Origin of the sequence: Bacillus sp. FSL K6-0069, assembly GCF_038007785.1 — a bacterium.
GTDB lineage: Bacteria > Bacillota > Bacilli > Bacillales > Bacillaceae_G > Bacillus_A > Bacillus_A mobilis.
This window is the reverse complement of sequence record NZ_JBBOXN010000001.1, coordinates 3,962,661-3,981,689: the sequence shown is the minus strand read 5'-3', so window position 1 is coordinate 3,981,689 and position 19,029 is coordinate 3,962,661. Positions and strand designations below refer to the sequence as shown.

Here is a 19,029-nt window from a genome sequence, read left to right as displayed (position 1 = left end):
CTATGTTCAAAATTGGATACCGTACAGTAAAAACAGCAATAGGGACAGGCGCAGCAGTTTTTATTGCTCAGTTATTAGGATTAGAATTTTATAGTTCAGCGGGCATTTTAGTTATATTATGTGTACAAAATACGAAACGTAAATCACTTCAAGTATCGTTACATCGTTTTTTAGCTTGTGTATTATCAATGGTATTCGCGTTTTGTATTTTTGAAACAATTGGATATACACCGCTAGCAATTAGTATATTATTACTTACATTTATTCCGACTGCAGTTATGCTTAAAATTCAAGAAGGTATTGTCACGAGTTCAGTTATTGTGATGCATCTATATTCATTGAAAGAAATTACATGGCTTATTGTTGGAAATGAAATTGCGATATTAACGATAGGAATTAGCGTGGCTTTATTAGTGAATATGTATATGCCAAGTAGTGAAAATAAGCTAAAAGAGTATCAGGATACAATAGAAAGTAATTTTAAAACAATTTTGTTTGAAATGGTCGTTTATTTACGAAACAGAGAAAGTAGTTGGAGCGGGGCAGAACTTATTGAAACTGAAAATATGCTAAATGAAGCAAGGGATTTATCGTTTAAGAAACTTGAGAATGCATTTATGCGAGAAGATGGCTATTACTATCGTTACTTTAATATGCGTATGCAGCAATTCGAAATTTTAGAGCGGATGATACCATTAGCAGCTTCTTTATCATGGACATATGAACAAGCTGACATGATTGCGGATGTGGTTGAAAACATTGGGAATGCTATTAGCCCTGAGAGTACTGGGGTTATTTCCTTAAGACAGCTGCAAGAAATGAGAGAATTATTTAGAGACATGCCATTGCCCGTTACACGTGAAGAGTTTGAGATACGTGCGAAGCTTGTTCAACTTGTGTATGAAATGGAGCAATATTTACTCATTAAAAGTCGTTTTAAGGGAAAGGATAATATAAAAGAACTTATATAGAAGGTAGGAATTACTTATGCCGTATCTTCTCTCTTTCATATTATGTTTTTCTTTATCGCCTATTTGGCCTCTTGGTGATAATCCACGTGCCGGAGATCCTTTCATTATTGTAAATAAAGCGACGAATAAACTAGCTTATATTGACGATGGAAAGATTCAAAAGGTTTTTCCAGTAGCGACAGGGAAAACAAATGAATTAACTCCAGAGGGAACTTTTGATGTTGTAATGAAAGCGAAGGATCCGTATTATATTGCAAAGAATATTCCCGGGGGATCACCGAAAAATCCGCTTGGGTCAAGGTGGATTGGATTTAATGCAAGAGGAACTGATGGAAGTAAATATGGAATACATGGAACAAACCAACCTAGTTCAATTGGAAAGTATATTTCACAAGGATGTATAAGGATGAAGAAAAACGATGTGGAGTATTTATTTGATCGCATTCCAATTGGAACGAAAGTATGGATTGTGAAGTCAAAACAATCATTTCAGCAATTGGCAAAACAAAAAGGAGCCATTGCATATGAAAAAGCCAACGAAAAGGTTGGCTTTTTCTATTGTAATAAGTTGTCTTGACATGTGTACATAACCATGAGTTAATGAGAGTATAGAAAGATAAAGTAAAACTTTAATCAGTGGAAGGTTTTTACCCGCTGACTATCAGCCCGCACCAATCGGGGTAAAAATTAGATAAAGGGGTTGCTCATATGTACTTGAATCCAAAAATTTCGTATATGCAATTTTTTATGGGATTTCTATTTGTTATTACATTCATATTGGCAACTTTTAATATATGTTCTTATCTCGTAGCAATTGTATGTATGGCATTACTCAATCTTACTTTTGTTATTGGAGCATTTCAGCAGAAACAATATACAAGTTTTATAACAGCACTTATAATGTCATTTTCCTTTAGTATTGTAGCGATTGTGCTTTATATAAAATAAACCATCTCGATATCGAGATGGTTTATTTTGTTATGTATAAAAAGTAAAAAAAGGACGAAAACATCGTCCTTTTTACCAAAACATACTTGCGCCAGCAAGTAATGTTGTTACAAGCATAGAAATTAGCATGACATAAACCATAACTTTTTGAGCTTTTTTATGCATCGTTAAACCTCCTTGCAAATCAGTACAATATCATTGTAACGAGAAATGATATTGTGGACAAGGGGAGAGAAGTGACAAAATTCGAGAAGTGTGTGTAAAGTATAACAGGAAATTTGTATGTATGTAGAGAATATATAATAATGATAGAATATAAGTTTTTTGCTATGCAAGCTGAAGAATGGAGATACGATGATGAAAATATACGAAACAAATCGTTTACATTTAAGGGAAATTGATGAGTCGTATGCTGAAAAAGTTCTTCAATATTACGACAGAAATCGTGAATTTTTAAAAGCTTGGGAAGAGTATAGACCGGATGATTTTTTTACGTTAGATTATCAGAAGAAAAAGTTACAAAAGGATAGAAAAGAGTTTGCAGAAGGTAAAATCATCAGACTTTGGATTTTTAAAAAGGGTGATGATACAAAAGTTATTGGGTGTATTTCATTTAATTTAATTGTTCGCGGCATTTATCAATCTTGTGTGCTCGGCTATAAATTAGATAAGGCAGAATTAAATAAAGGCTATACGACAGAAGCACTTAGAAAAGCTATTCAAGTTACCTTCGAAGAGTTTCAGTTACATCGTATAGAAGCACCGATTATGCCGCGAAATCTAGCATCTATACAAGTAGTGACGAAGATAGGCTTTCAATATGAGGGCGTGTCTAGGAAGATGTTAATGGTAAATGGAGTATGGGAAGATCATATGCGCTGGGTATTGTTAAATGAGTAATCGAAAGCAGATGGTTATCTAGACATATAAACCGTCTGTTTTTTGTCTTGTATTTCGAAACTTTTGCGAAATTCTGTTATAATTAATAGTGTTACATACATAATGGTAGTGCAGGAGGCGCAGTCTTATGATTAATCAAGAACGTTTAGTAAATGAATTTATGGAATTAGTACAAGTAGATTCTGAAACGAAATTTGAAGCAGAAATTTGCAAAGTATTAACAAAGAAATTTACAGATTTAGGTGTAGAAGTATTTGAAGATGACACAATGGCTGTTACTGGTCATGGTGCAGGTAACTTAATTTGTACTTTACCAGCAACAAAAGATGGTGTTGATACAATTTACTTCACTTCTCATATGGATACAGTAGTTCCTGGTAATGGAATTAAGCCTTCTATTAAAGATGGATATATCGTATCAGATGGTACTACGATTTTAGGTGCAGATGATAAAGCAGGATTAGCATCAATGTTCGAAGCAATTCGTGTTTTAAAAGAGAAAAATATCCCGCATGGTAAAATTGAATTTATTATTACAGTTGGAGAAGAATCTGGTCTTGTTGGTGCAAAAGCATTAGATCGTGAGCGCATTACAGCGAAATACGGTTACGCATTAGATAGCGATGGAAAAGTTGGTGAAATCGTTGTTGCAGCTCCAACACAAGCGAAAGTGAATGCAATTATTCGCGGGAAAACAGCTCATGCTGGTGTAGCACCAGAAAAAGGTGTATCTGCAATTACTATTGCAGCAAAGGCAATTGCGAAGATGCCACTTGGTCGTATTGATTCTGAAACAACTGCAAATATTGGACGTTTTGAAGGTGGTACACAAACAAATATCGTTTGCGATCATGTACAAATCTTTGCAGAGGCACGTTCTTTAATCAATGAAAAAATGGAAGTACAAGTTGCGAAAATGAAAGAAGCATTTGAAACAACTGCAAAAGAAATGGGTGGTCATGCAGACGTTGAAGTAAACGTTATGTACCCAGGATTTAAATTTGCTGATGGCGATCACGTTGTAGAAGTTGCAAAACGTGCAGCTGAAAACATTGGCCGTACACCTTCTCTTCACCAAAGTGGTGGCGGAAGTGATGCAAACGTAATTGCAGGACACGGTATTCCAACAGTTAACTTAGCGGTTGGTTATGAAGAAATTCATACAACAAACGAAAAGATTCCTGTTGAAGAATTAGCGAAAACAGCAGAATTAGTTGTTGCAATTATTGAAGAAGTAGCGAAGTAATGTAATAGAAAAAGCGTGTAAATCATAATTGATTTACACGCTTTTTATTTTGATTCGATTGCTTTTACAAGGCGGATCAGCCAATATAAGAAAATCCATGGCAGTATATCATTTGTTATAATGCCCAGTAGACTTGGAAGAATCCCTGCTACGTTTATATTAAAAATAGGGAGTAATAAATAATTAATTAAAATGATTAATATAATAATGAGAAATGTATAGTTGAGTTTACTGTGTGATTTCATAACAAATCACTCCTTTTACAATAATATCCATCACTCGTATTAAGTATAGAAAAAATAGGGATAAAAAGAATAAGTAATTATTATATTGTGCATGAATTTGATATAATGAAGGAACAAATGTTCTTTGAAGGGGTGAGTACTATGCGAGAAATGTATCCGAAAAAGGGTCGTGTTATTTTACATGTAGATATGAATTGTTTTTTCGCATCTGTTGAAATTGCTCATGACCCATCATTACAAGGAAAGCCGTTAGCGGTTGCTGGAAATGAAAAAGAAAGAAAAGGAATTATCATAACATGTAGTTATGAGGCGAGAGACTATGGAATACGTACAACGATGCCTCTTTGGGAAGCGAAAAGGTTATGCCCGCAATTAGTTGTAAGGCGTCCTAATTTTACATTATATCGTGAAGCTTCATTTCAAATGTTTCAAATCCTTTCCCGTTTTACTGAAAAAATACAACCAGTCTCAATAGATGAAGGGTATTTAGATATTACAGATTGTTACGCACTCGGTTCGCCTCTTGAAATAGCAAAGATGATTCAACAAGCATTATTAACAGAGTTACAGCTGCCGTGTAGCATCGGAATTGCTCCAAACCTTTTCCTAGCAAAAACAGCTTCTGATATGAAAAAGCCTCTCGGTATTACTGTGCTTCGAAAACGAGATATTCCAGAAATAATTTGGCCACTTCCAGTTGGAGCAATGCATGGAATTGGAGAAAAAACAGCTGAAAAATTAAATGATATTCATATACAAACAATTGAGCAGTTAGCAAAAGGAAACGAACATATCATTCGCGCTAAAATTGGAAAGCATGGTGTTGATTTAAAGCGGCGGGCAAACGGTATGGATGATAGGGAAGTTGATCCGAGTCAAATGGGACAGCATAAAAGTGTTGGTAATTCGATGACCTTTTCAAAGGATATGGATGAAGAGAAAGAATTACTTGATATGTTAGAACGGCTATCAAAATCAGTGAGTAAAAGATTACAAAAGCGAACTCTTGTCAGCTATAATATTCAAATTATGATTAAATATCATGATAGGCGGACAGTAACGCGGAGTAAGCAATTGAAAAATGCGATTTGGGAAGAACGAGATATTTTTCAGGCAGCATCTCGCTTATGGAAGCAACATTGGGACGGTGATTCCGTCCGTTTACTAGGTGTTACAGCTACTGAAATAGAGTGGAAGACAGAATCGGTGAAACAATTAGATTTGTTTTCATTTGAAGAAGATGCGAAAGAAGAGCCACTACTTGCTGTCATCGATCAAATTAATGATAAATATGGAATGCCCCTTTTACAACGAGGTAGTCAATTGTTACGTAAGCAAGAAAAGTCTTTTCAGCAAAAATTAGAAAATAAGTTTATGTAGAAGGTGTCATGAAGCTGTACATATCATGACACCTTTCATTTTTAACTTGCTTCTAAATCTAATGAAGTTTTCCAACCAGCTGCAGTAACGCCAGCTTCTAATAGCATTCTACTCACTATTTTTTCAATTAAGACTGCTGCATTTGTATTGCAATGTAATGTAGCTTGTATACACACTTTTTGCTTAGAATCTACGTCTTCACTATACAATTCTTTTAAACCGATGCCTTCAGAACTGACCATATGCATAAGTAAAAACCGAATATGGGCTTCGTGTTCTTCTGAACAAGTAAGAGAAAGGAAGTAGTTCGTTTGTTCAGGTGATTCTTCTTTTGATTTTTGATTCATAAAGAGAGCGATTGGACGGAGTAGTATATTTGCCAGTAAAACGCCGGTTGCACCTAATATAGCTGCAACGAGGAAACCAGCGCCTGTAAGAGTACCAACAGCAGCTGCGCACCATAGAGTAGCCGCAGTATTAAGCCCTCTAATACTAAAACCATCGCGGATAATAACGCCGCCTCCTAAAAAACCAATCCCACTAACGACTTGAGCGGCAATACGTGAGGGGCTAGCATCGTGATCAAGCATGACGGATAATAAAACAAATATACAGGCACCAAGTGATACGAGAGCATTTGTCCGTAATCCAGCCATCCTGTGTCTCCATTGCCGTTCCATTCCGATGCAAGCACCTACAATAATTGCGATAAATAATCTTAATACAATGTCATACCATACCATCATGGTCACCTCCATACATATAAGTCCATGTTATGTTTTTCAGAATGAGTGGGTACTCCCACTCATTCTCATTTCTATCCCGCTATTTGCGGGCTGATGAAAGCTTCACTTTATAACCAGCTATGAAACTTTTTAATATAAACTTTTTTTAGGAACTGTGTTAAGAAAGCATAGCCTAATAGTATTCCTATTAACCAAGGGAAATAGCTAAGTGGTAATGCTTGTAATCCAACAGCTGCTCCAAGTGGCGAGAATGGAATATATATTCCGATTGCCATAATACAAGCGGTTAATAAAAGAACCGGTATTGATGCAGTACTTTGAATAAATGGAATCTTCTGTGTTCTTATCATGTGAACAATTAAAGTTTGTGTTAGTAATCCAACAACAAACCAACCAGATTGGAATAATGATTGTTCGCTAGCTGTATTTGCGCCGAAGACGTTCCACATGACTACATATGTGATGATATCAAATATGGAACTAATTGGACCGATACAAATAATGAAGTTCCGTAAATTCGCAGTATCCCATTTTCTTGGTTTTTCTAAAAACTCTTTATCCATTTTGTCCCATGGAATAGACAGTTGTGAAATATCATAAAGCAAGTTTTGAATTAAAAGGTGAATGGCAAGCATCGGCAAGAAGGGGATGAAAGCACTTGCTACTAACACACTAAATACATTTCCAAAGTTAGAGCTAGCTGTCATTTTAATATATTTTAAAATTTTTCCAAATGTAGTGCGTCCTTCTAAAATACCTGCTTCTAATATGGTTAAACTTTTTTCGAGTAAAATAATGTCGGAAGACTCTTTTGCAATATCGGTAGCAGTATCAACAGATATGCCAACATCAGCTTCACGTAAAGCTACGGCATCATTAATGCCATCTCCCATATAACCTACAGTGTGTCCGTTTCCTTGTAATACTCGTATAATGCGAGATTTTTGCATTGGATTTAGTTTAGCAAATACAGTTGTTTCTTCGGCTAATTTTGCTAATGCTTTATCAGGTAAAGAATCGATTTCGTAACCAAGGACAGGCTCACCGATATTTAATCCAACTTCTTTGCAAACTTTTCTTGTCACGATTTCGTTATCGCCAGTTAAAATTTTCACTTGTACTCCATGTTTCTGTAATGCTTGAATGGCAGTAGCTGCAGATGGTTTCGGTGGATCTAAAAAGCCGATATATCCAGCGAGAATCATATCATTTTCATCTTGTACCGCGTACTCTGTATCATGTATTGGTCTATCTTTTTTATAAGCTACAGCAATAACACGCATACCTTCACTATTTAATGTCTCACTTAGTTGTTTTACATGTGAGCGCATGTCATCGGTAAGAGAATCAACTTTTCCATCTACTTCAGTGTAGTTACAAATAGATAAAATTTCTTCTACTGCCCCTTTACAAACCATTGTATGTTCACCTGAAATATCTTTCACGATGACAGACATACGCCGGCGTGCAAAATCAAATGGAATTTCATCTAGTTTTTGAAAAATGGATGGATTAAACTTCTGGTTTTCTTCTGTATGTTTCATAACAGCTTTATCTATTAAATTTTTCAATCCTGTTTGATAGAAGCTATTTAAATAGGCGAAGTGTAATACACGATTACATGTATTACCGTTTGGATCTAAATGCCGGACAAGTACGACTTTATCTTCTGTTAAAGTACCTGTTTTATCGGTACAAAGAATGTTCATAGCACCTAAGTTTTGAATAGAATTCAGTTGTTTTACAATTACTTTCTGTTTAGACATGTTAACGGCACCTTTTGCTAAATTAGCAGTTACAATCATTGGTAACATTTCAGGTGTGAGACCAACAGCAATTGCGATAGCGAAGAAGAAAGCCTCTTGCCAATCCCCTTTTGTGAATCCGTTAATGAGAAGAACGATAGGCGCCATAATAAGCATGAATGTAATTAAGAGCCAGCTTACTTTGTTTACACCTTTATCAAAGCTTGTTTCTACTCGTTTGCCGATTACCTTTTTTGCTAAAGAGCCGAAATACGTATCGGTACTTGTGGAGATGACAACAGCTTTTGCACTACCACTTACAATATTTGTACCCATAAAACAAAGGTTTTCCATATCGAGTGGATTGTAATTTTTTTTCATGTTTTTCGGTAACATATGTTTATTCTCTGTATGGTAGCAGTTTTCATACTTTTCCACAGGAAGTGCTTCCCCAGTTAAAGAAGACTGATTCACAAATAAATCTTTAGCTAATAAAATACGCACATCAGCCGGAACGATATCACCGGCTGAAAGTGAAATAATATCGCCAGGTACAAGTTCTTCAATTGGAATTTCGGTTGAATCATTTTGCTTCAAATTCATTACGTTTTTTGTTTCGTGTACAAATCCATCTATTCTAAAGACGCTTGCCGTTGTTCGAACCATAGCTTTTAACTGATCCGCAGCTTTTTGAGAACGAAATTCTTGTAGAAAGCGAATCGTTGCACTTAGCATTACCATTACAGATACGACAATGGTTCCTTGTATGTCATCTGTGAAAAAAGAGAGTGCGCCAAGAGCTAATAAAACAAAAATAAATGGATTTTTAAATGCCAGTAGAAATTGAATGTACCACGGTGATGTTTTATTATGAGCGATTTCATTCGGGCCATATAAAGTAAGTCTACGAGCCGCTTCTTGTTTAGAGAGTCCATCTTCTGTTGTTTCTAAAAGTTGTAACGCCTTGTTTGCACCTTGTGTTGCGACTTCCACCAATAATTCGTTATTTGTTTTCATGCGATCTTGATCGTATGAATGTTTTGTTTCTTGTCTTTGTAAATTTAACATCGGTAGTTCCTCCTTTTTCATGAAGGAGGAAACAATCTGTTACTCGACTATTTAAAATTAGGAGGAACAGCTTCTTTCCTACCTACATGATGAAATATTAATGTAATACATATGGGTATCTGGGCCGAATCATCAATTGCCAACTGTTCCTCACCTCCGTACAATTTAGTAGTTTCTGAATATGCTATGTTTGTTTCATAGTAAGGTGCATATATAAAAAGACCTTTACTCAAAACGAGTAAAGGTCTGAATTCGCAGTTAAAAGAGTCCACAACAAAGACTGTTAGTAAACATAGATAAAAACAGTTTTTGTGTATGACAAAAATACATGCACCTCTCCCTCGTTGAGTTTTAGCACTGTATAGCATAGGTACTGAAACCAGCTACGTTAAGAAAGGCCTTCATTCCGACCTTTCCTGTTGACCCATTGGCGTCTCTCGACATTTTTGGGCAGCAGCGTTTCTCTATACAGGAGCCTCACCTAACAGAGACCATATTCAATTACAATTTGAATGTTAGCACTGTAAATTTATAGTGTCAATATCTTTTTTTGAAAAATCAAATAGGTTTACGATGGTTATATAGTAGGAAATAAGCGGAGTATTTTTGAAATAGGATTGGAAAATAAATACTGTAATGAACATAAATAAAAAGCACTGATTACAGTGCTTTTTATTTATAGATTATGAGATTGTGGCATTTTCAAAAATAACAATTTCTGAACTGTTTGTTGTTGAAACGCGTTGTGCGTAATATGTTAAAGCTGAAGAAATATATGTTGGTAACGAATCATTTGTATGTGTTGTTGTATATTCATGGATTAATTCTTTCAAAGTCGTCCATTCTAATTGTGCTGGGTGATCAGACACGAAAGAACTTACCCAGCGATCAAATGAAGATGAAAAATTAGTTTGTAAACGAAATGCTTCTTTCATAATAAAACGCTCCCTTAAAATGTAATATAATCATTTTAACACAAAACACGAACGATTACTAAGTTTTTTGAGTATAACGTTCGTGATATATAGTTGTCTAGATGATTGGTTATGTAAATTCGATTTGCCATTTGAAATAACATTCCGTAAGATGAAAGGTAGATTATATAAAGAGCTGGAGGAAAGAAAGTGGAATTTGTATTTTTAGGAACTGGTGCAGGTGTTCCTTCGAAAGGAAGGAACGTTTCGGCAATTGCTTTGCAATTGTTAGAAGAACGAGGACAGACTTGGTTATTTGATTGTGGCGAGGCGACGCAACATCAAATACTACATACATCAGTACGCCCACGCCGCATTGAAAAAATATTTATTACGCATTTACATGGTGATCATATTTTTGGCTTACCTGGTTTATTAGGAAGCCGTTCATTTCAAGGAGGGACTACACCTTTAACAGTGTATGGACCAAAAGGAATTAAACAATTTATTGAAGTGGCATTATCAGTAAGTACGACACATGTAAAATATCCACTTGAAATTATTGAGATAACAGAAGAAGGTACTGTATTTGAAGATAATGAATTTCACGTGGAAACGAAAAGATTGTCACACGGCATTGAATGTTTTGGGTATCGCATCGTAGAGAAAGATATACAAGGTGCTCTTTTAGTCGATAAATTGTTGGAGATGGGTGTGAAACCAGGCCCGCTCTTTAAACGTTTAAAAGATGGAGAAGTAGTTGAATTAGAAAATGGTACGATACTAAATGGAAAAGACTTTATTGGTCCGCCTCAAAAGGGAAGAATTATTACCATTTTAGGTGATACAAGATATTGTGAAGCGAGTAGAGAGCTGGCACAAGACGCTGACGTACTTGTCCATGAGGCAACTTTTGCGGCAGAAGATGAACAACAAGCGTATGATTATTTTCATTCTACATCTAAGCAAGCTGCGAGTATTGCACTTCAGGCAAATGCAAAACGATTAATATTGACTCATATTAGTTCTCGTTATCAAGGAGATACATATAAGGAATTATGGAAAGAGGCAAGAGAGCTATTTTCTAATACGGAAATAGCTACGGATTTGAAATCATTTCCAGTGGATAGATAATAATGGTGTAAAAAAATGGTGACAAAAGGTCGCCATTTTTTTATTTCTAAAAAAAAATTAAAATAAATCTGTTATCATTTTATACTTATATGGGATGAAACAGAAAATTTTTATGATGTGAAGATATAGGATAAAAATACATAGTACCGATTATTTAGAGAAACTGTTATATAAGTCAGACGACATACGAGTGGTACAAATACCAAAAATGGATTGTTATTCAGAACTTTTAAAATTCATTAAAAGTAAGCGTTTTATTAAAAACAAGCTATAATGAGGGCAGATTATAATTTATCCGCTATTTGTGGGCTAATAATCAGTGGGATGGATAAGATCTCTACCGATTAAAGTTTCACTTGTTTATGCTATCCTTGTAAGTGGTTCTGTGTTAAACTTTGGATTGCTACCAGACTTTATTCTGGATTAGCTTATATTATTTTTAAATGAAGGTAATGCGAAGTTTCTTATTTATTATGGTCACTAGTATTATTTCAGGATATATTGTTTCACTGTTACTCAAAAACAATCCAATTCGTATAGCGGAATAAGTTCGTAGTACAACTGGAAAAGCAACCGATTTGGTAGCTTAATAGAATAGTAAAAAATTTTTTCATAGAGGTTTAGGGGGAGTTATGATGAAGTATCGCTCAGTATTTGATATTATTGGTCCAGTTATGATTGGTCCATCAAGTTCACATACAGCAGGCGCAGCAAGAATGGGGCAAGTTGCTCGCCAGCTGTTTCGTCATGAACCAGAAAGAGTAAGCATTTCATTATATGGATCATTTGCAAAGACGTATCGTGGGCATGGTACAGATGTAGCACTGATCGGTGGGATATTAGGGTTTGAAACAGATGACTTACGTATTCCAGAGGCGCTAGACATAGCAAAAGAGCGCGGAATTGAAGTAGAATTTATTGAAGAAGATGCAAATGCACCTCACCCAAATACAGCGAGAATTCGTTTGTATAAAGGTGAAGAAGAAATTGAAGTTGTTGCTTGCTCAATTGGTGGCGGTAAAATTGAAGTTGTAGAATTAAACGGGTTCGATCTTCAATTAACAGGCACGAGTCCAGCACTACTTATTGTAAATAACGATCGCTTCGGTGCTATTGCAGCAGTAGCTTCAATCCTTGCGAAACACGAGATTAACATTAGTACAATGAGTGTTTCTCGTAAAGAAAAAGGAAGAAGAGCGCTTATGGTTATCGAAACAGATGAATTATTAGCAGATGAAGTGATTGAAGAGATAAACGCGCAACAAAATATTTGTCAAGTAACTATTATGGAATAATTGCAGGGGGGACACACCATGTTTCGGAACGCAGCGGAACTAGTGGCGCAAGCTAAAGAACAAAATGTAAAAATCGCAGAAATTATGATTCAATGTGAAATGGAAACAAGAAATATTTCACGTGAAGAAGTAATTGCTGGTATGGAAAAGAACTTAGTCGTAATGGAGCAAGCAGTAGAACGTGGTATTCGCGGAGTGAAATCACCAACTGGTTTAACTGGTGGAGATGCTGTAAAAGTTCAGACGTATATGAATAGCGGAAAAGGCTTATCTGGAGATACGATTTTGGACGCAGTGAGTAAAGCTGTTGCAACAAATGAAGTAAACGCAGCGATGGGAATTATTTGTGCAACGCCAACAGCAGGGTCTGCTGGAACAGTGCCAGGTGTACTATTTGCACTAAGAGAAAAATTGCAGCCTACACGTGAAGAAATGATTGAATTCTTATTTACAGCAGGAGCTTTCGGCATGGTTGTTGCAAATAACGCTTGTATTTCTGGTGCAGCGGGAGGATGCCAAGCTGAGGTTGGTTCAGCAAGTGGAATGGCAGCAGCAGCTGCAGTGGAGATGGCTGGTGGAACACAAGATCAAGCAGCTACAGCGATGGCGATTTCATTAAAGAATATGCTTGGTTTAGTATGTGATCCTGTTGCAGGGCTTGTAGAAGTACCTTGTGTAAAACGTAATGCAGCAGGAGCTGCGAATGCGATGATTTCAGCTGATTTAGCATTAGCTGGTGTAACGAGTACAATTCCATGTGATGAAGTAATTGAGGCAATGTTTAGAATCGGACAAACGATGCCAGTAGCACTTCGTGAAACAGCTGAAGGTGGACTTGCAGCAACACCAACTGGTCGTCGTCTGCAAGAAGAGATTTTCGGGAAGACTAATAACTAAACAATATATATTTATAAAAAAATGGAGCTCAAGTAAGATTGAGCTCCATTTTTTTATTTCTCTTTTGTTAGTTGTTCTAATGTTTTCCCAAGATTATGTGATCGTTGTGTAGCCTGTGTAATACAAGAAATAAGTGCTTGTTGAAATTTATGTTCTTGTAATACTTCAATGCCTGCTTCGGTCGTTCCGCCAGGAGAAGTAATTTCCTTTCGCAAAACAGAAGGGTGTTTTTCACTTGCTTTTAGCATTTCAGCAGCACCAATCATCGTCTGAAGAATAAGTGACTTTGCAACATCTTCTTTTAAACCAATTGTTTTTGCGGCTTCTTCCATCGCTTCCACTACGTAATAAATATAAGCAGGTCCACTTCCAGATAATGCAGTGACAGCATGCATATCTTCTTCCTCTACAACAGAGACGAGACCGATCGTTTCAAATAAGGCTATGGCAGTCTGAATATGTTCCGCTGTTGCATGTTTTGAAGGCGAGATAGCAGTAGCTGATTTTAAAATAGCTGCAGATGTATTTGGCATCGCACGAATAATCGGAACATCTTTTTGAAGTAGGTTTCTAATTGAGTGAGTAGAAACACCTGCTAATAACGAAATAATAAGCAGGTTATTATGTATATCTTCTTTAAAAGGAGTCAGTGCTTCTGCAACATCCTTCGGCTTCATTGCTAGAAAAAGAATAGTTGTATCAGTAAGTAGCTCTTTTTTATTATGTGTACCTTTGACGCCGTATTTTTTATGTAGCTCCTGCAACCTTGTCTCGTTAGAACGATTACTTACAGTAATTTGTTCGCCTTTCACAACATTTGCATGTAACAAGCCACCAATAATAGCTTCAGCAATAGAGCCTGCACCGAGAAAGGAAATGTTTTGAATAGACATGATGTTCCTCCTTTAAATTTGGTTAGAAATTCTTGTAAATGTACATACATTCGTTTTTTTATAGGAAACACCTCTTTTTATCTGAAAATAATGACAAATATATGTAGAAGATGTAAACTGAAGAAGTATTCATTTTTGAACCGGAAAGAGACAGGGGGGCTAAGCATGACGGCGATTCACCGAATGGAGATTCCTGTGCCATTTGCAGTTGAAACTGTGAATGTGTTTTTAGTTGAGGGGGAGACATTAACATTAATTGATACAGGGACGAAGACAGAAGGGGCAAGAAGTGCGTTAGAAAGTCAATTAGGTGCATTAGGATATACGATAGAAGATATTGAAACAGTAGTCATTACGCACCATCATGCGGATCATTGTGGGCTTTTAAATATATTTTCTGAAAAGACGAACATTATTGGGCACCCTTGGAATGAGCCTTGGATCACGCAAAATCCAGAATTTCTAAAGCGTTATCATGAGTTTTTTAGAGAGACAGCTTTGCAATTTGGTGTTCCAGCAGCATTTTTGAAAGACGAGGCGTTATTGACGTCAAAGACATTGAAGTATTCTTGTAATAGATCGTTAACGCATACTGTGAGAGAGGGAGATCGTATTGATTCTTTACCTGGGTTTACAGTTATTGAAACACCAGGTCATGCTTCCACTCATATTTCATTATATAGAGAATCTGATGGAATATTAATTGGCGGGGATGCTCTCATTAGTCATATTTCTTCGAATCCCATATTAGAACCACCATATGAAGGACAAACAGAAAGGGCACGCCCATTATTACAATATAATCAAACGTTAAAACGTTTAAGTGAAATGAAGATTTCACGCATTTTATCAGGACATGGAGAAGATGTTCTAAATGTGAAACAACTTATTGAAACGAGATTTCAAAAGCAAGAAACACGTGCGTTTAAAGTGCTTGAGTTATTAAAGGAAAAACCAATGACAGCATTTGAAGTATGTGTAAAACTATTTCCAGTATTATATAAGGAACAATTGCCACTTACTATTTCAGAAACTGTTGGACAATTAGACTTTTTAGCATATAATCAACAAGTGATGATTGATGAATCTTCACAACAATTGATTTATTATGCAAAGTAGGTGACAGCAATGACAGGACGTTTACAAAATAAAGTAATCGTCATTACAGGTGCTTCTAGTGGAATTGGAGAGCAAGTTGCAATGCAAGTTGCAGAGCTGGGAGCGACTCCAGTATTAATGGCTAGAACAGAAGAAAAATTAAAAGCGTTAGCAGAGAAAATTAAAGAAACGTATAATACGCCTTGCTATTACTATGTATTAGATGTAAGTGAAGAGACGGAAGTACAATCTGTTTTTTCAAAGGTATTACAAGAAGTAGGACGTATTGATATATTAGTAAACAATGCGGGATTTGGTATTTTTAAAACGTTTGAAGAGGCGTCAATGGATGAAGTGAAAGATATGTTCCAAGTAAATGTATTTGGATTAGTAGCTTGTACGAAAGCGGTACTACCTTATATGGTGAAAAGAAACGAAGGGCATATTATTAATATTGCTTCACTTGCTGGGAAAATTGCAACTCCGAAATCGAGTGCGTATGCTGCGACGAAACATGCAGTATTAGGGTTTACGAATAGTTTACGCATGGAGTTATCTAGTACAAATCTTTTCGTAACAGCGATTAATCCAGGTCCGATAGATACGAACTTTTTTGAAATAGCTGATCAATCCGGTACATATGTGAAAAATATGGGACGATACATGTTAAAACCAACATATGTTGCAGAGCAAATCGTAAAATCGATGCAAACGAAAAAGCGTGAAGTAAACTTACCGAAGTGGATGGGCATGGGTCCAAAACTTTATGCTCTATTCCCAGGTTTATTTGAGCGTGTTGCAGGCAAATCATTAAGTAAAAAATAGGAGATTTCCATATGGAAATCTCCTATTTTTTTATTTTCCAGTCACATAATCGTAAACGATATCCTCAACTGCCTCGTATACATCAATTTCAGTATTTGAATGAATTATAGTTTGAATATGTTTAATTAGCATTTCCTGATCCTCATTTGACATAGGATTACATTGATATTGTTGAAAACTTTTTATAATCATTTTCTCAATGAATTTCTCATTCATGTTTTTCCCCGCCTATATGTACGTATGTATTGTTTTATTGTACTTGAAGTGAAATAAAAAAACTACTATGCAATATTTATGTATAAAAATTCGGATGTGTATATTGTTTTTCTAGTAAAATTAAGTTTTTTAAGTTTATAAAATTTATAAATATTTAATTGACTCTATAAATATACAATATTATAATCATACTTAATTTAAAGAATTGATATGAGGAGGAGCATATGAAAGTCGCAATTATTGGAGCAACTGGGTATGGAGGTATTGAGTTAATTCGGTTATTAGAGCAACATCCATATTTTTCGATAGCATCTCTTCATTCTTTTTCGCAAGTTGGCGAGTGTATTACAAATGTATATCCACATTTTCAAAATGTTCTTGTTCATACGTTACAAGAAATTGATGCGGAGGAAATAAAGAAGAAAGCAGAAATTGTATTTTTAGCAACCCCAGCAGGAGTATCAACAGAGTTAACTCCGAAATTATTAGCAGTAGGTTTAAAAGTAATTGATCTATCTGGAGACTTTCGTATGAAAGATCCTTCGACATATGAACAGTGGTATAAAAGGACAGCTGCAAAAGAAGAAGTTCTTAGGGAAGCTGTATATGGGTTAAGCGAATGGAAAAGGTCCGAAATTCAAAATGCAAATTTAATTGCAAACCCAGGATGCTTTGCTACAGCTGCGTTATTAGCGATATTGCCGTTATTACATAGCGGTATGATTGAAGAAGACTCCATTATTATTGATGCGAAATCAGGCGTATCTGGAGCAGGAAAAACGCCAACAACGATGACTCACTTTCCTGAGTTATACGATAACTTACGTATTTATAAAGTAAATGAGCATCAACACGTTCCTGAGATTGAGCAAATGCTTGCAGAGTGGAATAGGGAAACGAAGCCAATTACGTTTAGTACACATTTAATACCGATATCACGAGGGATTATGATTACACTTTATGCGAAAGTAAAACGAGAAATAGAAATAGAAATAGAACAGCTTCAAAAGTTATATGAAGAAACGTATGAACAATCGCCTTTCATTCGAATTCGCACACAAGGAGAGTTTCCAAGTCCGAAAGAAGTGAGGGGCTCAAATTATTGTGATATGGGTATAGCTTACGATAAAAGAACAGGAAGAGTGACAGTCGTTTCTGTTATAGACAATATGATGAAAGGTGCGGCTGGGCAAGCGGTTCAAAATGCAAATATAGTAGCGGGACTAGAAGAAACAACAGGTTTACAACATATGCCGCTTTATCTATAAGGGGGACATGATGATTAAAGTAGAGTCTATTACAAAATTAGAAAATGGTTCCATTGTAGCACCAAAAGGATTTTCGGCAATCGGTACTGCAAATGGTTTGAAAAAAGAAAAAAAGGATTTAGGTTTAATCATTTGTGAAGTGCCAGCATCATGTGCCGCTGTTTATACAACGAATCAAATACAAGCAGCCCCGTTGCAAGTAACGAAAGAAAGTATAGCGGCTGAGGGAAAATTACAAGCTATTATCGTCAATAGTGGAAATGCAAATGCTTGTACAGGAATGAAAGGCTTACAAGATGCTTACGAGATGCGTGCATTAGGGGCGGAACATTTTGGAGTGAAAGAACATTACGTTGCAGTAGCTTCAACAGGTGTAATTGGTGTTCAGCTGCCGATGGATATAATTCGAAAGGGAATTGTAACTCTTATCCCGACGAAGGAAGTAAGTGAAGCTCATTCTTTTTCTGAAGCGATTTTAACGACGGATCTTATAACGAAAGAAACGTGCTATGAGATGATTATTGAGGGGAAAAAAGTGACGATTGCTGGTGTTGCGAAAGGTTCAGGGATGATTCATCCAAATATGGCAACGATGCTAAGTTTTATTACGACAGATGCTCATATAGAGCATGACGTATTGCAAACAGCATTATCACAAATAACGAATCATACATTTAATCAAATTACGGTGGATGGGGATACTTCTACGAATGATATGGTCATCGTTATGGCAAGTGGATTATCAGAAACGAAACCAATCAATATGGAACATGCAGATTGGGAAACTTTCGTATTTGCTTTACAAAAGGTATGTGAAGATTTAGCAAAAAAAATTGCACAAGATGGTGAAGGCGCTACGAAGTTAATAGAAGTAAATGTGCTAGGAGCTCGAACGAATGAAGAGGCAAAGAAAATTGCAAAGCAAATAGTCGGTTCGAGTCTTGTGAAAACAGCAATACATGGTGAAGACCCAAATTGGGGCCGAATAATAAGCAGTATGGGACAAAGTGAAGTAGCGATTCATCCAAATACAATTGATATTACTCTTCAATCTATCACTGTGTTAAAAAATAGTGAACCTCAAATGTTTTCTGAAGAGGAAATGAAAAAGAAATTAAAAGAACATGAAATTATGATTGATGTGCATTTACATTTAGGAGAAGAGAACGGATCAGCTTGGGGCTGTGACTTAAGCTATGAATATGTGAAAATAAACGCTTGTTATCGTACATAAGGAGAG

20 protein-coding genes, 1 pseudogene and 1 riboswitch are annotated in these 19,029 nt (G+C 35.9%); of the genes and pseudogenes, 14 read left to right on the top strand and 7 right to left on the bottom strand.

Annotated features, from left to right (window positions below; translation table 11 throughout):
- Positions 1-2: 2 nt before the first annotated feature.
- The 3 genes from MHB74_RS20360 (at position 3) to MHB74_RS20350 (ending at position 1,919) form a co-directional block, all read left to right on the top strand.
- Complete coding sequence (locus MHB74_RS20360; protein WP_061678086.1) at positions 3-971, top strand: aromatic acid exporter family protein; 969 nt, start codon at positions 3-5, stop codon at positions 969-971.
- Between the two features lie 16 nt (positions 972-987).
- Entirely contained in the window at positions 988-1,548 is a 561-nt protein-coding gene (locus tag MHB74_RS20355) for a L,D-transpeptidase (protein WP_061678087.1), read from the top strand.
- A gap of 131 nt (positions 1,549-1,679) precedes the next feature.
- Positions 1,680-1,919, top strand: coding sequence for a DUF3894 domain-containing protein (locus MHB74_RS20350; protein ID WP_061678088.1), 240 nt, complete (start codon positions 1,680-1,682; stop codon positions 1,917-1,919).
- 72 nt (positions 1,920-1,991) lie between these two features.
- Here the strand turns inward: MHB74_RS20350 and prli42 are convergent, their stop codons facing one another.
- Entirely contained in the window at positions 1,992-2,084 is a 93-nt protein-coding gene (prli42, locus tag MHB74_RS20345; RefSeq protein WP_000549040.1) for a stressosome-associated protein Prli42, read from the bottom strand.
- A gap of 189 nt (positions 2,085-2,273) precedes the next feature.
- Between prli42 and MHB74_RS20340 the strand changes: the two genes are divergently transcribed.
- On the top strand, positions 2,274-2,819 hold the full coding sequence (locus MHB74_RS20340) for a GNAT family N-acetyltransferase (RefSeq protein WP_061678089.1): 546 nt from the start codon (positions 2,274-2,276) through the stop codon (positions 2,817-2,819).
- Between the two features lie 127 nt (positions 2,820-2,946).
- The gene (locus MHB74_RS20335; protein ID WP_000609805.1) at positions 2,947-4,065 is read left to right on the top strand and encodes a tripeptidase T; all 1,119 of its coding nucleotides are present in this window, start codon (positions 2,947-2,949) and stop codon (positions 4,063-4,065) included.
- Between the two features lie 44 nt (positions 4,066-4,109).
- Here MHB74_RS20335 and MHB74_RS20330 read toward each other — a convergent pair whose 3' ends face one another.
- Positions 4,110-4,310 (bottom strand): hypothetical protein, encoded by a 201-nt coding sequence (locus tag MHB74_RS20330; RefSeq protein ID WP_061678090.1) that lies wholly within the window; start codon positions 4,308-4,310, stop codon positions 4,110-4,112.
- A 141-nt stretch (positions 4,311-4,451) separates the two neighbouring features.
- Between MHB74_RS20330 and MHB74_RS20325 the strand changes: the two genes are divergently transcribed.
- Positions 4,452-5,690, top strand: a complete 1,239-nt coding sequence (locus MHB74_RS20325) for a DNA polymerase IV (RefSeq protein WP_061678091.1) — start codon at positions 4,452-4,454, stop codon at positions 5,688-5,690.
- A 41-nt stretch (positions 5,691-5,731) separates the two neighbouring features.
- Here MHB74_RS20325 and MHB74_RS20320 read toward each other — a convergent pair whose 3' ends face one another.
- From MHB74_RS20320 to MHB74_RS20310, 3 genes are all read right to left on the bottom strand, one after another.
- Positions 5,732-6,433 carry an MgtC/SapB family protein gene (locus MHB74_RS20320; RefSeq protein ID WP_061678092.1) on the bottom strand — a complete coding sequence of 234 codons (702 nt, stop codon included), beginning with the start codon at positions 6,431-6,433 and terminating at the stop codon, positions 5,732-5,734.
- Positions 6,434-6,543: 110 nt separating this feature from the next.
- Positions 6,544-9,249: a magnesium-translocating P-type ATPase gene (mgtA, locus tag MHB74_RS20315; RefSeq protein WP_061678093.1), complete on the bottom strand. Its 2,706-nt coding sequence runs from the start codon at positions 9,247-9,249 to the stop codon at positions 6,544-6,546.
- A gap of 328 nt (positions 9,250-9,577) precedes the next feature.
- Positions 9,578-9,745, bottom strand: a riboswitch (M-box (ykoK) riboswitch).
- Positions 9,746-9,932: 187 nt separating this feature from the next.
- The gene (locus MHB74_RS20310; RefSeq protein ID WP_061678095.1) at positions 9,933-10,184 is read right to left on the bottom strand and encodes a DUF3932 family protein; all 252 of its coding nucleotides are present in this window, start codon (positions 10,182-10,184) and stop codon (positions 9,933-9,935) included.
- A gap of 189 nt (positions 10,185-10,373) precedes the next feature.
- On the opposite strand from MHB74_RS20310, the gene rnz reads away from it, so the two are divergent.
- From rnz to sdaAA, 4 genes and pseudogenes are all read left to right on the top strand, one after another.
- Positions 10,374-11,297 (top strand): ribonuclease Z, encoded by a 924-nt coding sequence (rnz, locus tag MHB74_RS20305; RefSeq protein WP_061678096.1) that lies wholly within the window; start codon positions 10,374-10,376, stop codon positions 11,295-11,297.
- 319 nt (positions 11,298-11,616) lie between these two features.
- A pseudogene (locus MHB74_RS29240) lies at positions 11,617-11,853 on the top strand (hypothetical protein).
- Between the two features lie 79 nt (positions 11,854-11,932).
- Positions 11,933-12,592, top strand: a complete 660-nt coding sequence (gene sdaAB, locus MHB74_RS20300) for an L-serine ammonia-lyase, iron-sulfur-dependent subunit beta (RefSeq protein ID WP_061678097.1) — start codon at positions 11,933-11,935, stop codon at positions 12,590-12,592.
- 18 nt (positions 12,593-12,610) lie between these two features.
- Positions 12,611-13,489 carry an L-serine ammonia-lyase, iron-sulfur-dependent, subunit alpha gene (sdaAA, locus tag MHB74_RS20295; protein ID WP_061678098.1) on the top strand — a complete coding sequence of 293 codons (879 nt, stop codon included), beginning with the start codon at positions 12,611-12,613 and terminating at the stop codon, positions 13,487-13,489.
- A gap of 53 nt (positions 13,490-13,542) precedes the next feature.
- Here sdaAA and proI read toward each other — a convergent pair whose 3' ends face one another.
- Complete coding sequence (gene proI, locus MHB74_RS20290) at positions 13,543-14,382, bottom strand: pyrroline-5-carboxylate reductase ProI (protein ID WP_000027261.1); 840 nt, start codon at positions 14,380-14,382, stop codon at positions 13,543-13,545.
- A 165-nt stretch (positions 14,383-14,547) separates the two neighbouring features.
- Between proI and MHB74_RS20285 the strand changes: the two genes are divergently transcribed.
- Positions 14,548-15,501 carry an MBL fold metallo-hydrolase gene (locus MHB74_RS20285; protein ID WP_061678099.1) on the top strand — a complete coding sequence of 318 codons (954 nt, stop codon included), beginning with the start codon at positions 14,548-14,550 and terminating at the stop codon, positions 15,499-15,501.
- A 9-nt stretch (positions 15,502-15,510) separates the two neighbouring features.
- Positions 15,511-16,305 carry an SDR family oxidoreductase gene (locus MHB74_RS20280; RefSeq protein WP_061678100.1) on the top strand — a complete coding sequence of 265 codons (795 nt, stop codon included), beginning with the start codon at positions 15,511-15,513 and terminating at the stop codon, positions 16,303-16,305.
- Positions 16,306-16,335: 30 nt separating this feature from the next.
- Here the strand turns inward: MHB74_RS20280 and MHB74_RS20275 are convergent, their stop codons facing one another.
- On the bottom strand, positions 16,336-16,521 hold the full coding sequence (locus MHB74_RS20275) for a YqzH family protein (RefSeq protein WP_061678101.1): 186 nt from the start codon (positions 16,519-16,521) through the stop codon (positions 16,336-16,338).
- A 224-nt stretch (positions 16,522-16,745) separates the two neighbouring features.
- Here MHB74_RS20275 and argC point away from each other — a divergent pair, with 224 nt between their 5' ends.
- Entirely contained in the window at positions 16,746-17,789 is a 1,044-nt protein-coding gene (argC, locus tag MHB74_RS20270; protein WP_061678102.1) for an N-acetyl-gamma-glutamyl-phosphate reductase, read from the top strand.
- Between the two features lie 10 nt (positions 17,790-17,799).
- Positions 17,800-19,023 carry a bifunctional glutamate N-acetyltransferase/amino-acid acetyltransferase ArgJ gene (gene argJ, locus MHB74_RS20265; RefSeq protein ID WP_061678103.1) on the top strand — a complete coding sequence of 408 codons (1,224 nt, stop codon included), beginning with the start codon at positions 17,800-17,802 and terminating at the stop codon, positions 19,021-19,023.
- Positions 19,024-19,029: the final 6 nt, after the last annotated feature.

Excerpts from the sequence above, each read along its gene's own strand:
- MHB74_RS20360 (WP_061678086.1), top strand. The coding sequence starts at position 3 with ATGTTCAAAATTGGATACCGTACAGTAAAAACAGCAATAGGGACAGGC.
- MHB74_RS20355 (WP_061678087.1), top strand. The coding sequence starts at position 988 with ATGCCGTATCTTCTCTCTTTCATATTATGTTTTTCTTTATCGCCTATT.
- MHB74_RS20350 (WP_061678088.1), top strand. The coding sequence starts at position 1,680 with ATGTACTTGAATCCAAAAATTTCGTATATGCAATTTTTTATGGGATTT.
- prli42 (WP_000549040.1), bottom strand. The coding sequence starts at position 2,084 with ATGCATAAAAAAGCTCAAAAAGTTATGGTTTATGTCATGCTAATTTCT.
- MHB74_RS20340 (WP_061678089.1), top strand. The coding sequence starts at position 2,274 with ATGATGAAAATATACGAAACAAATCGTTTACATTTAAGGGAAATTGAT.
- MHB74_RS20335 (WP_000609805.1), top strand. The coding sequence starts at position 2,947 with ATGATTAATCAAGAACGTTTAGTAAATGAATTTATGGAATTAGTACAA.
- MHB74_RS20330 (WP_061678090.1), bottom strand. The coding sequence starts at position 4,310 with ATGAAATCACACAGTAAACTCAACTATACATTTCTCATTATTATATTA.
- MHB74_RS20325 (WP_061678091.1), top strand. The coding sequence starts at position 4,452 with ATGCGAGAAATGTATCCGAAAAAGGGTCGTGTTATTTTACATGTAGAT.
- MHB74_RS20320 (WP_061678092.1), bottom strand. The coding sequence starts at position 6,433 with ATGGTATGGTATGACATTGTATTAAGATTATTTATCGCAATTATTGTA.
- mgtA (WP_061678093.1), bottom strand. The coding sequence starts at position 9,249 with ATGTTAAATTTACAAAGACAAGAAACAAAACATTCATACGATCAAGAT.
- MHB74_RS20310 (WP_061678095.1), bottom strand. The coding sequence starts at position 10,184 with ATGAAAGAAGCATTTCGTTTACAAACTAATTTTTCATCTTCATTTGAT.
- sdaAB (WP_061678097.1), top strand. The coding sequence starts at position 11,933 with ATGAAGTATCGCTCAGTATTTGATATTATTGGTCCAGTTATGATTGGT.
- sdaAA (WP_061678098.1), top strand. The coding sequence starts at position 12,611 with ATGTTTCGGAACGCAGCGGAACTAGTGGCGCAAGCTAAAGAACAAAAT.
- proI (WP_000027261.1), bottom strand. The coding sequence starts at position 14,382 with ATGTCTATTCAAAACATTTCCTTTCTCGGTGCAGGCTCTATTGCTGAA.
- MHB74_RS20285 (WP_061678099.1), top strand. The coding sequence starts at position 14,548 with ATGACGGCGATTCACCGAATGGAGATTCCTGTGCCATTTGCAGTTGAA.
- MHB74_RS20280 (WP_061678100.1), top strand. The coding sequence starts at position 15,511 with ATGACAGGACGTTTACAAAATAAAGTAATCGTCATTACAGGTGCTTCT.
- MHB74_RS20275 (WP_061678101.1), bottom strand. The coding sequence starts at position 16,521 with ATGAATGAGAAATTCATTGAGAAAATGATTATAAAAAGTTTTCAACAA.
- argC (WP_061678102.1), top strand. The coding sequence starts at position 16,746 with ATGAAAGTCGCAATTATTGGAGCAACTGGGTATGGAGGTATTGAGTTA.
- argJ (WP_061678103.1), top strand. The coding sequence starts at position 17,800 with ATGATTAAAGTAGAGTCTATTACAAAATTAGAAAATGGTTCCATTGTA.